The organism is Pseudoalteromonas sp. Scap06 (genome assembly GCF_013394165.1).
In the GTDB taxonomy this organism is placed as follows: domain Bacteria; phylum Pseudomonadota; class Gammaproteobacteria; order Enterobacterales; family Alteromonadaceae; genus Pseudoalteromonas.
Window position 1 is genome coordinate 935,892 of the sequence record NZ_CP041330.1, and the last position, 12,963, is coordinate 948,854.

Annotated in this window: 11 protein-coding genes; 4 read left to right on the forward strand and 7 right to left on the reverse strand. The window is 41.5% G+C overall.

The window, feature by feature from the left end; all coding sequences use genetic code 11:
• Nucleotides 1-9 precede the first annotated feature (9 nt).
• Nucleotides 10-894, forward strand: coding sequence for a heme o synthase (gene cyoE / locus FLM47_RS04275; protein ID WP_178955365.1), 885 nt, complete (start codon nucleotides 10-12; stop codon nucleotides 892-894).
• A 79-nt stretch (nucleotides 895-973) separates the two neighbouring features.
• Here cyoE and FLM47_RS04280 read toward each other — a convergent pair whose 3' ends face one another.
• Together FLM47_RS04280 and FLM47_RS04285 are read right to left on the reverse strand one after the other, a co-directional pair.
• The gene (locus FLM47_RS04280; RefSeq protein ID WP_178955367.1) at nucleotides 974-1,561 is read right to left on the reverse strand and encodes an FMN-binding negative transcriptional regulator; all 588 of its coding nucleotides are present in this window, start codon (nucleotides 1,559-1,561) and stop codon (nucleotides 974-976) included.
• Nucleotides 1,561-2,136 (reverse strand): GNAT family N-acetyltransferase, encoded by a 576-nt coding sequence (locus FLM47_RS04285; RefSeq protein ID WP_010391105.1) that lies wholly within the window; start codon nucleotides 2,134-2,136, stop codon nucleotides 1,561-1,563. The genes FLM47_RS04280 and FLM47_RS04285 overlap by 1 nt, the downstream gene beginning before the upstream one ends.
• Before the next feature lie 106 nt (nucleotides 2,137-2,242).
• Between FLM47_RS04285 and FLM47_RS04290 the strand changes: the two genes are divergently transcribed.
• On the forward strand, nucleotides 2,243-3,706 hold the full coding sequence (locus FLM47_RS04290) for a PLP-dependent aminotransferase family protein (protein ID WP_178955369.1): 1,464 nt from the start codon (nucleotides 2,243-2,245) through the stop codon (nucleotides 3,704-3,706).
• A 3-nt stretch (nucleotides 3,707-3,709) separates the two neighbouring features.
• Here the strand turns inward: FLM47_RS04290 and FLM47_RS04295 are convergent, their stop codons facing one another.
• From FLM47_RS04295 to FLM47_RS04310, 4 genes are all read right to left on the reverse strand, one after another.
• Nucleotides 3,710-4,387 carry a hypothetical protein gene (locus tag FLM47_RS04295; protein WP_041709101.1) on the reverse strand — a complete coding sequence of 226 codons (678 nt, stop codon included), beginning with the start codon at nucleotides 4,385-4,387 and terminating at the stop codon, nucleotides 3,710-3,712.
• 135 nt (nucleotides 4,388-4,522) lie between these two features.
• Nucleotides 4,523-6,475 carry a phytase gene (locus FLM47_RS04300; protein ID WP_178955371.1) on the reverse strand — a complete coding sequence of 651 codons (1,953 nt, stop codon included), beginning with the start codon at nucleotides 6,473-6,475 and terminating at the stop codon, nucleotides 4,523-4,525.
• Between the two features lie 11 nt (nucleotides 6,476-6,486).
• Nucleotides 6,487-7,461 (reverse strand): metallophosphoesterase, encoded by a 975-nt coding sequence (locus tag FLM47_RS04305; RefSeq protein WP_178955373.1) that lies wholly within the window; start codon nucleotides 7,459-7,461, stop codon nucleotides 6,487-6,489.
• Nucleotides 7,462-7,525: 64 nt separating this feature from the next.
• Entirely contained in the window at nucleotides 7,526-9,832 is a 2,307-nt protein-coding gene (locus FLM47_RS04310; protein WP_178955375.1) for a TonB-dependent siderophore receptor, read from the reverse strand.
• A 286-nt stretch (nucleotides 9,833-10,118) separates the two neighbouring features.
• Here FLM47_RS04310 and FLM47_RS04315 point away from each other — a divergent pair, with 286 nt between their 5' ends.
• A complete protein-coding gene (locus tag FLM47_RS04315; protein ID WP_109875604.1) occupies nucleotides 10,119-11,027 on the forward strand; it encodes a GGDEF domain-containing protein in 909 nt (302 codons plus the stop codon).
• Complete coding sequence (locus FLM47_RS04320) at nucleotides 11,011-12,009, forward strand: AraC family transcriptional regulator ligand-binding domain-containing protein (protein ID WP_178955377.1); 999 nt, start codon at nucleotides 11,011-11,013, stop codon at nucleotides 12,007-12,009. Before FLM47_RS04315 ends, FLM47_RS04320 begins: the two co-directional genes overlap by 17 nt.
• On the opposite strand, the gene FLM47_RS04325 is transcribed toward FLM47_RS04320, so the two are convergent.
• Complete coding sequence (locus FLM47_RS04325) at nucleotides 12,010-12,918, reverse strand: histone deacetylase (RefSeq protein ID WP_178955379.1); 909 nt, start codon at nucleotides 12,916-12,918, stop codon at nucleotides 12,010-12,012.
• Nucleotides 12,919-12,963 lie beyond the last annotated feature (45 nt).

Here is a 12,963-nt window from a genome sequence, read left to right on the forward strand (position 1 = left end):
AGGTTTCAGATGTTTCGTCGTTATTTAGCTGTTACTAAGCCAGGTATTATTATGGGGAATTTGATCAGCGTTGCCGGTGGTTTTTTACTCGCCGCCCGCGGTGATATAGACCCATGGTTAATGTTGGTTACCTTGGTTGGTTTATCGCTTGTTGTTGCATCGGGATGTGCCATAAACAATGTTATTGATAGAGACATTGATGTTGCCATGGCGCGTACTCGCTCACGTGTGACTGTAACGGGCGAAATGTCTGCAAAAGCCGCTTTAAGCCATGGCGTGTTATTAGGGCTAATTGGCTTTGGCTTATTAATTGCCTTTACCACTCAAGCGGCGGTATTTTTTGCCGTCTTTGGCTATGTCATCTATGTAGGGGTTTACAGCCTCTACATGAAACGCAACTCTGTTTACGGTACCTTTATTGGTAGTCTGTCGGGCGCAGTTCCACCTGTTGTTGGCTATTGCGCCGTTACGGGTGTGTTCGATATGGGCGCATTAATACTGCTGGTGATGTTTAGTTTGTGGCAAATGCCGCACTCATATGCAATTGCTATTTTTCGCTTTAAAGATTACCAAGCCGCTAATATTCCAGTATTGCCCGTGGCACAAGGTGTTAATAAAGCTAAGCGCCATATTGTGCTTTATATTGCCGTATATGCTTTAGTGGTGATGCTATTGCCAATTAGTGGTTATACCGGTGCTGCCTTTATGGCCGTTGCCTGTATCACCAGTTTTTGGTGGTTACTTATGGCACTTAGAGGGTATCGCTACAACATAGACACCACCCGTTGGGCACGCCAAGTGTTTGCGTTTTCAATTATTAATATTACCGCTTTGAGTATTGCCATGGCGGTAGACTATCAAACAATTGCGCCACAGTTAGTGGCGCTAAACTGATCTAAAACGATCAATGAACCGAGTTAATTCCCAAAGTTAACCAAAGGCTCTGAGCATTGCGAGGAGCCTTTTTTCATTCCTAAAATAAGGCCGCTATTGAGTGCTTATTGGCATCTACCAGACTTTGTTTTATTTTATTTCTTATAGCGGCTGATTTATTTTGACTGAGTTTGAAGTTACCTTGCCAGTGAGTTGGCGTAAGCTCTATAAAACTCAGGTGTTGATACATTGTATTGCGATGCTGCTCAGGCACTTCATCAATTTTCCACTCAGGCTCAAATGTTTTCTCAAAATGACTAGTAAGGGTTCGCATTACGAGATCTTTTTTTAGCTCATCTTTAATAATATGTACTTTTGCAGTCACTAACACCGATGCGTAAAGCCAGCTAGGCAATGTTTGATTATCCGCATAGGAGGGTGATAAATAGCAATTGTCACTATTAAAGAGTAAATTCACCTGTTTATTATCAAGCTTTGATAGTGGATTATGCTTTGCTACATGTGCAATAAACATATTTTCTAAAGAGTTGAATAACATAGGTACATGACAAATGTTATTTAATTGACTATTTGAGCAGGGCATAAAAATTGTTGCTAATGGAAAATTATTAATAAGCGCATGCAATTGCTCGGTATTTTTTTGCATAAAGTGCTCGGGTGGGTACATTATAATAGCTCCTCAAGTCGTAACTTTATAGCTGGCCATTGCTCGTCAATAATGCTGAATTTTGCGGTGTTGCGATATGAACCATCTTCTAGACGTCGGTCTTTTTGGGCTATTCCTTCATACTTAGCGCCTAAACGGGCAATGGCATTGCGTGATTGTTGATTGTGCTCATGGGTATTAAAACTAATCCGTACTAAATTAAGTTGATTAAATGCATATCTCAGAAGTAAATATTTTGCATGCGTATTTACGTATGTTCGCTGTGCAGTGAAGCTAATAAAAGTATGGCCAATTTCAGCGCTTAAGTTGTTACTGTCTAACCTAAATAAACGGGTTGTGCCAACAACTTGCTGTGAATGTTTATCAATAATGGCAAAAACCACTTGCTCGTTTTGATTAAACTGCGCGCTATGTGTAAACCATTGCTCCAACTTAACTTGGGTTTGTGTGTAATTACTTAATACCCACTGCCAAACTTGTGGGTGTTTACCTGCTTGATATAGACCCTCGAGATGTTTGAGTTTAAGTGGCTCTAAGGCAACCTTGTTGGTTTGATGAATTTGCGTTGTGAACATTATAAGCCCCATATTTTGCTATTTATTCATAACAAATGTACGCTTTATTGGTTTGTTAAAAACAACCAAAATTTAATTTTTACCTATACCAGTTTGGAAGGTGTTTATGCAGCCACTTAATATAAAGCTCACTAGCCAGAGTAAAGCTAAATACCTGCAAATAGCAGATGCACTTAGGGAGTCGATTATAAAAGGGGACATTCTCGCTGGCAGCAAACTCAGCTCTGCACGCGATATGGCACAAGCGTACGGATTAAACCGTCATACAATAATGAATGCCCTACAACTTCTTGTCGCAGAAGGATGGTTGGAATCCTATGAACGATCAGGCTACAGCGTTACCAATACATTGCCTATTCAAAACAGTATAAACACTGCCCAGTCTCAAGCATTGGCTCCTAAGCCGTATCGATTTGCTACCACGCTTACGGTGTCAGAACCTACAATGGACTTAAATCACTATGCTTATAACTTTGCTGGAGGCTTACCCGATTTAACACGCTTTCCCTATAAAGAATTTAAACGCTCTGTAAGTCATGTGTTTAATCATTTAGATACCAGCCAATTTCACTATGGCAATGTGGCTGGGGAGCCTAATTTAAAATTGCAAATTAGTCATTATTTACACAAAGCACGAAACCTAAAAACAGCCGACATTCTTATGTGTAATGGCTCTCAAGAAGCGCTTTTTTTAGTATCAAAAGCCTTTATTAATAAAGGCGATTATGTTGCAACCGAAACCTTAGGTTACCCGCCTGCTCGTAAAGCATTTGCAGCATGTCGCGCGCAGCTTATAGATATAAAACAAGATGATGAAGGGTTGTGTGTTGATGATTTTAAAACTCAGCTTGAACGCTATCCCATTAAACTTCTGTATTTAACGCCACTGCATCAATACCCAACGACGGTGACCTTATCACCCACCCGGCGCTTACAAATTTATCAGCTGTGTTATGCCCATAATGTGATGATTATTGAAGATGACTACGACCATGAATTTCACTACCGTTGCCAGCCTTTGCAACCCATGGCTGCCGATGACCCCGCAGGCATTGTGATATATCTATCAACGTTTTCAAAAATTATGTTTTCAGCAGCAAGGATTGGCTATATCTGTGCAGCGCCTGGGGTAATCGCACAATTAACCGCATGGAAGCAGCTAACGAACCATAAAAATGATGTGGTTATGCAATTAGCTGTCGCACACTGGATGAAAGAAGGTGGTTTTGAACGCCATTTAAAGCGTATGACAAAGCTCTATAAGCAGCGCTATGAAGCGATGGGTGATTATCTAACGCAGCTGCAATTATCAGGCTATCCAATTGAATATATAAAACCCGACGGTGGCATGGCGATGTGGGTTAATTTAAATAAACCGGTGGACCAATTAAAGCAAGTACTGCAAAGTAAAGGCGTGTATGTACAGGTTGAGCCTGAATTTTACTTTAAAGACTCAGAACGTAGCTTAATACCTAAGCAACACAGTTATGTACGTTTAGGATTTGCTGGGCAATCAACTTTGGCGATGCAAGCTGGACTTGAATTGATTGCTGAACACGTTTTCAAATAAAGCTTATTTGCTTAAGCTTTCAGCATCATAAAACATCGGTTTCAATGTGCCACAATTTATAAACTTATAATTGAGCTCACCAGCAGAGGGCACTTCAGTTGAGGTGCGAAACTTTTGTAAACAGGCACCACTTAAATCAACAAACATAATATGATGATAGCTTGGTGGCTGAGTTATTTGGTGAATGTAAATGCGCTCGTTATTTTTTAGCGTAACCATGTCGTACTGTTGCCATTTCGAGGCTGGACTTAAATCAGTTAGCTCACGAGTAAATAACTGCTCGCTAAGCTCTATTAATTTATCACTGTAAACTAAGCTACCTCCTTGTCTATAATCTCCAAGATACACATCTGCGGTAATTGCGACTTCTTCGCCTCGCATTAAGCGTTGAATATTAAACGGCTTTGATTTTACGGTAACTAACTCAGCATCACGTACTAAATCTAAAAATGGAATATCAGATACATCTACCTTGTACATAACATGCATATCAAAGGGAAGCTCAAAGCTTGGAATGTTAATGGCGTATACACTTGAACCTTTATTAACCAATACCATGGCATGCTCTGCTTCATATTTGGGGTTTAATGGCGGAAGTTCTGGTGGCTCTTCGGCACTAGCAAGCGAGCTGGTACAAAATACAATGCTGATAAATAAAGATACGAAGTAGGGTAGCCGCATAATAACCTCAATTAATTTATAGATATAAAGTGTAGTATACATTTATAAAAAATTATCTTTAGTTAAATTTTAGTAAGGCTTAAACGTGATACACACTAAAACTTTAGTGTGTATCAGTATATTTAGAGTTAGCTATTATTTAATTGCTTTTTTCACTTCGCGCCAGTCAATAACTTTAAAGTTTTGTGGTTGTAATGGCATGCGGTTGTAGCCGTCTTGCACTATAAGCATGCCCTCAGGGTAACCTGGTAAAGCTTTTGCTGTAACGGTTAAGCCGTCCGTTTCACCTACGCCATCAATGCCTTTATCTAGGTTAGCAATTACATTAAATTTACCTGCAAAGCTTAGATTAGGCTGTGTGTCATCTGATATGTTGTAAAGCACATAGCTATTATCGCCTTGGCTTGAGACTACTAAATAGCGCCCATCATTAGCATGATAAATTTCCATACCTTCTACATCTGCCACCAGTTGCTCATTAACACTTTGTAGCTTTACTGCTTTGTTACCAGCGGTAGGCTCTGCACCGATATACCAAATACCTGCATCTTCTTCACCTGCAAATAATTGGCCTAGTTTATCATCAGCACTACAGCCTTCAGGTTGGCTTGGTAGGGTAAACTCTCTAACCAGTTCACCGCTTAGGTTATCTTGATCACCAGTGAGTTTATACTGCTGGAATAAACCTGATTTATCATTAACAAACACGTAATGGCCAGAATCAGACGAATACATACACATACCGTAAATCTCAGGTAGGTTAGTGGCTATTTCTGTTACATGGTTTACTTTGTTTTCTCCATCAACAGTAAATACGCTAATACTGTTAAGCGTACGGTTGCTGGCAGTGATCCACGTATGGGTTTCGTTGTTTATACCTTGATGTTGGCGCACATCAACATTATTTAAACGCCCTATATTGAGCGACTGTACTTTGTTGCCAGCAAGGTTATAAACCATCAAGCCGCGGCGTTTATCTGTGCCTAAAATTAAGCTGTTTTTAGCATCTTGCTCATTTATCCAAATTGCTGGGTCATCTGCTGCATCACCAAACGCTGCAACCGGTGTGGTTTGTGCGCTGGCATGGAGATGAGTCATAGCAACTTTGCTATTTGAGACAGAAGTTTGCGCTGCGTAGTTAACGTTTGCTTGAATGTAAGCGCCTGTTTCATCATCAATTAATACCAGCTGGGCTTGACTGTCATTGATAAAGCTCGCTGCAACAGACTCAATAGTGTGCTCACCTGCCAGTGACCATTGGCTAAGCGTGTCTGTTTGAGCTTGGTAAGCATAAACCACATTACCATCAGTGGCACTCAGCCATAAAGTACCATCTTGTGATACTGATAGGGCACCAATCTCACTGTTTAATTCGCCGTATGGCTGTACTAAAGCCACAGGCTGCTTATTGGCATCTGATTCTGCATCAGCATTAATGGCCCACACTCCGAGCTCTGCCTCACCCACATACAGGGTTTTTGTGTCATCATTAACAGCACAGCCTGAAGCCTCAGTGACCGCAGAGAATTCACGTACTGCGATATTTTTAGCTTGGTTAGTGGCTAAATCATATATAACCGTTTCGCTGATCAAGCCGCGAACATCTGGCACAAACGCTGATACAGTCTCGGTATTGCTGTTTTTAAATAAACACACAGCATCAGGTTGAGCTTGAGGCGGACTAATACGAGTGAGTTCATTTAGCTGCCAAGTTTGGCCATTTTTTGTAAGCTTAAAAATGGCTACGTTGTCTTGGCTTTTATCAAGGCTGGCGAGTAAAAACTGCTGCGCTGATAATTGCTTTAGTGAAATTGACTCAAAGTTACCGGCTAACAACACACTGCTTTTCTCGTTATCGGTAAGTAATAAGCCCTGGCTTTCGCTCGCCATTAGCCATTGATTATTACCTAGCGCTGCTGCTTGTGAGCCTTGCATGTTTTGTTGTGGGCCAAATAACTTAGCCTCAACAGCCAGCTTTGCTATTTCTGTCGTGTTTTGGTTATCGTCATTACTTGTACAACCGCTAAGCGCAGTTACAAGCACAGCACTTGATAGTACCGCTGAAATTGTATTTAGTTTAAAGTTCATTATTTTATCCTTTACTTATCTATGTGCTTTTCAGTGTTAAAACGTACTTCACCAAGGTGATTAATCGCGCTTACACTGAGAGTTTCGCCATTGATAGAGATACTTAAAAAACCAGGTGTTGCTTCTGCGTAGCGGGTAAATTCACGTTGTTTTACAAACCGCGCTTCGCTGCCACCACCAGAGACAAAGTGAGCCACCTTGCTATTTTTTGGTTGGTTGTATTGCAAGTCGTGCTCGTGCCCTGCGATATAAGCGTGCACGTTATGACGCTCCAAAATAGGTTCTAAAATGTCGCGAAGCCCTTGGTTGCGGCCAAAGCGTTTACCACTTGAATAAAGCGGGTGATGGCCTACCACAATTTTCCATTTTGCGTTACTGCCAGCAAGTTGGGTTTCAAGCCAAGTAAGTTGGGTTTTATAGTCTTGTCCTTGGGTTGAACGGTATTTATCACGGTCTTTATATTCAGGCTGAATTGGGTTGGTATCTAAAAACACCATTAACACTTGCTCGTTGTTTTCAAGCGAAAATGTTTTACTGTAGTACCTTGCAGGTAACTGCCAACGTTGACTTTTTTCGGTGTAGTCAATTTGTGCTTGGGCATTACCCAAGTAATCGTGATTACCTAAAACAACATACCAATCTTCAAATGTGTGCGGGCCATGGTATATGTTCTCAAAGGCTGATTGCCAAAGAGGATCGTTCACACTTGCCACGCCATTTGGGTAAAAGTTATCGCCAGTCGAGACAATAAAATCGGCATCGGTTTGATACATAGCAATTTCTAGCTGATGAGCGACTTCTTTTTGGTAAAAGTGGCCGTTGTGTCCCCAATCACCAATAACCATAAAGTTAAGGCTATTAGGCAACGTAGTTAACTTAGCTATTTTTTGTTGTTGGTATAGCGCATCTTTATAAACAACAGGCTCGTCTGCACTAAGCGCTGATGAGCACAGTATCGCGGCCATTATGAAAGACAATTTAAACATGTTTTAACTCCAAAAAAGCACGCGATGGTTTGCCATTACGTGCTTAAAATGACAATACGTGTGATTAGAATGCGTAACGCAGCATTACTTGAATCACAGGGCCTGCTTCTTCCGATTCAAGCTCGTACTCATCAAAGGCGCGATTGTTTTGATCATCAAGCGAGTCAAACTTATTGAAAACTTCGTCTTTGCTGGCATCCAGTAAGTTTGAACCGACAAGGCGTAGAGTGATGTCATCCCAGCGCTTTTCAACGAAAAGCTCTAAATCAGCACCGTAAGAGGTTGTCACTTCTTCACCCACGAAGCGTCCGTATGCATCACCTTGGTTACGATACGTTGCCCCAAATGATGCGCGTAGTGTTGGTAAATCTTGGATAAAGCCAACGTTATAAACATAATCCGATTGGTCATTAAATTTGCGCTTACCAAAACTGTCTTCAACTTCACTGTCGAGCCAAGAGTAATTTAAGAAGATACCTGTGTTAGGCATGTTTAAGGCGCTCAGTGGGGTTGATAAATCAAATTCAACACCTTGTACTGTGCCATCACCAGTATTTTGTGGTTGCAGTACAAATGTGCCTTCGCCTTCTGAGCCTTCAACACCTGTACTGGCAATTTCAATAAGGTCGCTAACGTCACGGTAAAATACGTTTACACCGACAACGCCACTTTTACCTAAACGGTATTCGTAACCTAAATCGATACCCCAAGATGATTCTGGTTTAAGGCTTGGGTTGCCTAAAAAGTCATTATCAGCGAGCTCTTCTTCAAGTAGGGCGGGTGTCATGTAGTCAAAGTCAGGGCGACGTAAGCTGCGAGCAACAGAGGCGCTGACTCGTCCGTTATCACTGACGCTGTAACGAAAGTGAGCCGACGGTAAGAAAAAGTCATAATCGTTTTCGGCAGTAACGCCTTCATTTGTATCGGTAATGCTTGAGTCAGTTGACTCCCAGCGCACACCCATCTCCCACGAGAACACATCCGCTTCGTGTTTGATTAGCGCAAATAAATCAAAACGGTCTTCTTCAAGTTTATTAACCCCGCCGTCTACTGGTTCAAATTCGTTATTAAAACCGGCAAGAGTCAGTGGATTCTGAGAGAATTGATCCCAATTGGTAAAGTCTTTTTCCAGCTCATCTTCAGCGACAAAAATGGCGGTATCGCGCTCTTTACCTTGCACAAAAGCACCAAACTGAACTTCTTTCGAGTCACCTACCAGTAAGCTGTGCTGCCATTGTAATGACCACTCTTTATCATCAATATCAACGGTTTCTTCAGCTTCTTCAAACACCATTGGGAGCTCTGACGTATCAAGTTCAACCTCTTGCTCATACACTGATTCTTCAAAGCTGGCATAACCTAACTTAAATTTGCTGGTACCGCCCAGTAGTGGTAATTCATAGCCAGAATTAATGTTGTAGTTGGTTTGATCAATAAACGAAACGTTTGCGTTATCTGAGATTAAATTACCACCCTCAACGACAGAGCCTGAGGTTGCAGATGCGTCGTCGTATTCAAAAGAGCGCTCATCTTCGGTACGGTCGGTATCAACCCACATGGCGCTAATATCAAACTTGCCACCGTTATCAAACACCTTTTCAAAGCTGGCATTTAAAGAGGTGTCATCGCCATCACGGATATCAGATTGATCTTCACGGTTATCAAAATCGTCTGTAGCGTAATTAGGGTTATTTTCAGGGCTATCGCCATAACGTCTGCTTGATTTTTGTTTTGGGTTATAACGACCTTGTAAATTGGCACCTACGAGTAAACGGCCACCTGCAAATTCAGTACCGTAAACGCCCGCAAAGCTTTCTTTTAGTTCGCCGTCATCGTAACGTAAGCCACCAGCGCGAATATAACCACCGTCTAAGCTGTAGCCATCGCGAAGTACAATATTAAGTGTGCCTGCTATGGCATCGGCAGAGCGGTTGGCACTAGATGAACGAATAATTTCTACACGCTCAATTAATTCTGCTGGGATACGGTCCACAAAAAATGAACGGTCAGCACCGGCACCCGGAACTTCTTCGCCATTAATAAGTACTTTTGTGTAAGCAGGGCTTAAGCCGCGCATACGAGCGCCGTCTGATTCAAGTACGTCAGATAAAAAAGTAACACTAGGAACACGCTTTAGTGCATCACCGGCGGTGAGTGGTTCAAAACGTTGAAAGTATTCTTGTGAATATTCAAGCGTTGGCGCTAGTTCTTGCGAGCGGTTGCGATAACCAATCTCACCATAGACCACAAGTTCTTCAGAAACCTTTACTTCAGGTTCTCTTGGTGGTGTTTGTTCTTGTGCATTCACGATAATACTAAATTGGCTCAGTGCTAATGCCGCCACAACAGCATTTAACTTAAATTGTTTCATTGATTTGCTCCGGTTGTCCTTGGTTTGGTGAGCAAACTAAAAAAAGTTAATGACGCTAATGTGACAGTTTTACAGTTAATTCCTGACAAAACGCCAACTTAGCGCTTTTTAAACAGACATTTGAGCTGTTTAAACACGGCTCCAGCGCACTAAAAATGGTTATTACTAGGTTAAATACCTAAAAACTTTAATCTCAATGTCATATCAATGAGCCAAAATGACTCTGCCTAATAAATCAGTACCGCGCTAGCATACGTAATAGTGTAAATCTTAGAAGACTTAAACAATGCGATATAACCCATTTACCAGCCATGCAAAATTAACCAACACCATAATTTTATTATTGGTTATTGCTGTAGCAATATGCGCTTACTTTGGCGAACTTAAGCAATGGCAAGAAATTGCGTGGCTCGATATTGTTGGTGAGGGCGGTATAGTGTTGATGACCCTCAGCTGGATAGTTGCGTTACTAATTTCACGCCCGTCAGGCAAAGTAACTACCTTATTAGTATTAGGTTTAGGTTTGTTTATGTTCTCAGCCACACTCGATTTACTTGATGAGTGGTTAAAACAACCTTCACAATTATGGCTCACCTGGTTTGAGTCACTACCAGCGCCGTTTGGTATGTCGCTTACCAGCGCAGGGCTTTATTATTGGCATCAAGAGCAATTTGTTTTAAATCGTCAATTGCGTCGTCGTGAAGCGCATCTTCGAGAGCATGAAAAAGTCTGTCCGGTAACAGGGTTATACCGAGTTAACTACTTACATTCACTCATGCAGCAACAACAAACAGAGCAACAAGGCGGCACTTTAGGTGTTATTGATATTCGTGATTTTGCAAAGTTTAATGCGCAGTTTGGTTTTAGTGAAGGTGATAGGTTACTAAGAGAGATTAGTGATTTATTAGTAATGAATTGCCGGTTAAATGATGTGCTTTGTCGCTATGCTGGCGATTGCTTTATTGTGCTTATGCCGAATACCAGCCAAAGCCAAGCCAAAGAATTACTAGCGCAAATGAAAGCGGCGCTTAACCATTGTGCGTTTAAAGTCGCAAAAAGCAAAGGCGCACAGTTTCAGCATATTTTAACCGCCACCATGGCAATGGATTTAGCGCAAGATCCAGTGCAGCAAACCAGCCTGTTACATCAACAATTACAACAAGAAAAGGCGCTTGTAGGTGCAGCAGTATATTAGCCTAGATGATAAATACCTCAGCGCGGAGGGAATGATCACTGCGCTGGTGGAACTTGCTCAAGGGCGAGGGATCCCGCTGCATAAATTGCTGCGTGGTACGGGTATTTTTGAGCAAGATTTATATGATCTATCACAGCGCTTTAGTTTATCGCAGTTATTGGCTTTAATTAGCCAGTTTAAAGCCTTAATGAAGAGTAATGATAGTGGCTTTTTACTGGGTCATCAATTGGTTAATGACGTTAGCCCAGCAGTGCAAAGTGTGCGTTTAAGCCCCAGTTTAGGTATGGCTTTGAAGCAATTACAACAAATTAGTACCGTTATTGCCCCTTTATTATTTACCCGTAGGCATATATTTAAAGACGATTTATATCTGTACTTGCAACCGAGTATCGGTATTGACGAGTCATTAAAAAATTATTGTTTTGAAATATACAGCGCTGCGTTAATGAGCTTACTAAAACGAGTATGTAATGTGTATCCACATTGTTATTTTGACTTTACCTGTAAACGCCCTCGGCATATTCAAGAATATGAGCAGCACTTAGGCTTACGAATACGGTTTGAACAACCCTATACCCGTTGGCATTTTAATAAACAACTACTTAAGTGCACAAACCCAGAGGCTAGTCAGCTTAGGTGGCTGCAGTGCATAGCGCAAAGTGAGTTACATAAGAATGTATCACAGTCTTTTGTTGAGGCTGTGTGCCAGCGCATTTACCGTGATAAAAACAACAGCCTTGCTAACAGTGCTGAGCATTTTGCCATGAGCTCTGCTACGTTTAAACGTAAGTTAAAACAACACGGTGTCAGTTACTCTCAATTACAAGATGAGCAAAATAAACTTAAAGCTCTGCATTTACTGGGGGTGTGCCAGCAAGGTAATGAACGAGTGGCTGATCGGCTTGCATTTTATGATATTCCTAACTTTCGCCGAGCATTTAAGCGTTGGACCGGCATTACGCCAAGTCAGTTAAAAATATAATTAAAAACTAGCCGCTTGCTCTATAACAATGCCATGGCGCTTTGCTAGGCGCTGATGATCTCTGTCATAGCCTCCACCAATCACAGTGGCAACAGGAGTATTATTTGCAAGGCAGCGTTTAAGCACTAAGTGATCGCGCTTTTCTATCCCTTGCCAACTAATATCCAGTTTGCCTAAGCCATCCTCTTGCCAAATATCAACGCCAGCATCGTATAAAACAAGATCCGGGTTAAGCTCGTTTAATAAAAATTGCAGTGTATCGTCAACAATACCTAAATATTCAGCGTCTTGCATATTATTAGCTAAACCAATATCTAAATCGCTAGGGGACTTTCTAAATGGGAAGTTTTTTTCACAGTGTATTGAACAGGTAAACGCATATGGTTGATGAGCCAGCATAGCTGCGGTGCCATCGCCTTGGTGAACATCTAAATCAAAAATCAGTACGTTGGTAACTTCCCGGTTTTGAATTAACGTTTGTGCGGTAAAAGCTAAATCGTTAACCATACAAAAACCCGAGCCAAAATCACTGTGGGCATGATGAGTGCCGCCTGCTAAGTGGCACGCAAGTCCAGTTTCAAGTGCTAAACGCGCGGTTTGCAGTGTTCCCAACGGAGCGGTAAATGTGCGGTTCATTAGTGCTTGTGACCAAGGCAAGCCAATACGGCGCATGGCTTTTTCATCTAGGCGGTTATGCCATAAATCGTGAATGTAGTTTTCACAATGTACTATTTCTAGCTCTTCTACACTACCATGTGGTGGTTCTGTGATATTACTGCCAGCAAGTCCAAGGGTTTTAACATGCTGGTGTAGCTGAGCAAATTTACTCATTACAAAGCGATGCTTGGGATCAAAACTAAACGAGTAGTTAGGATGATAAACTAAAGGTAGATTGGGGTTCAAACTCATATCTGCGTCGTTTAATTATTTTTGGTTATGGTAATCAACTTCACG

Bases quoted from the DNA above. Each gene is read 5' to 3' on its own strand.
- cyoE (WP_178955365.1), top strand. From the start codon at position 10: ATGTTTCGTCGTTATTTAGCTGTTACTAAGCCAGGTATTATTATGGGG.
- FLM47_RS04280 (WP_178955367.1), bottom strand. From the start codon at position 1,561: ATGTACCCACCCGAGCACTTTATGCAAAAAAATACCGAGCAATTGCAT.
- FLM47_RS04285 (WP_010391105.1), bottom strand. From the start codon at position 2,136: ATGTTCACAACGCAAATTCATCAAACCAACAAGGTTGCCTTAGAGCCA.
- FLM47_RS04290 (WP_178955369.1), top strand. From the start codon at position 2,243: ATGCAGCCACTTAATATAAAGCTCACTAGCCAGAGTAAAGCTAAATAC.
- FLM47_RS04295 (WP_041709101.1), bottom strand. From the start codon at position 4,387: ATGCGGCTACCCTACTTCGTATCTTTATTTATCAGCATTGTATTTTGT.
- FLM47_RS04300 (WP_178955371.1), bottom strand. From the start codon at position 6,475: ATGAACTTTAAACTAAATACAATTTCAGCGGTACTATCAAGTGCTGTG.
- FLM47_RS04305 (WP_178955373.1), bottom strand. From the start codon at position 7,461: ATGTTTAAATTGTCTTTCATAATGGCCGCGATACTGTGCTCATCAGCG.
- FLM47_RS04310 (WP_178955375.1), bottom strand. From the start codon at position 9,832: ATGAAACAATTTAAGTTAAATGCTGTTGTGGCGGCATTAGCACTGAGC.
- FLM47_RS04315 (WP_109875604.1), top strand. From the start codon at position 10,119: ATGCGATATAACCCATTTACCAGCCATGCAAAATTAACCAACACCATA.
- FLM47_RS04325 (WP_178955379.1), bottom strand. From the start codon at position 12,918: ATGAGTTTGAACCCCAATCTACCTTTAGTTTATCATCCTAACTACTCG.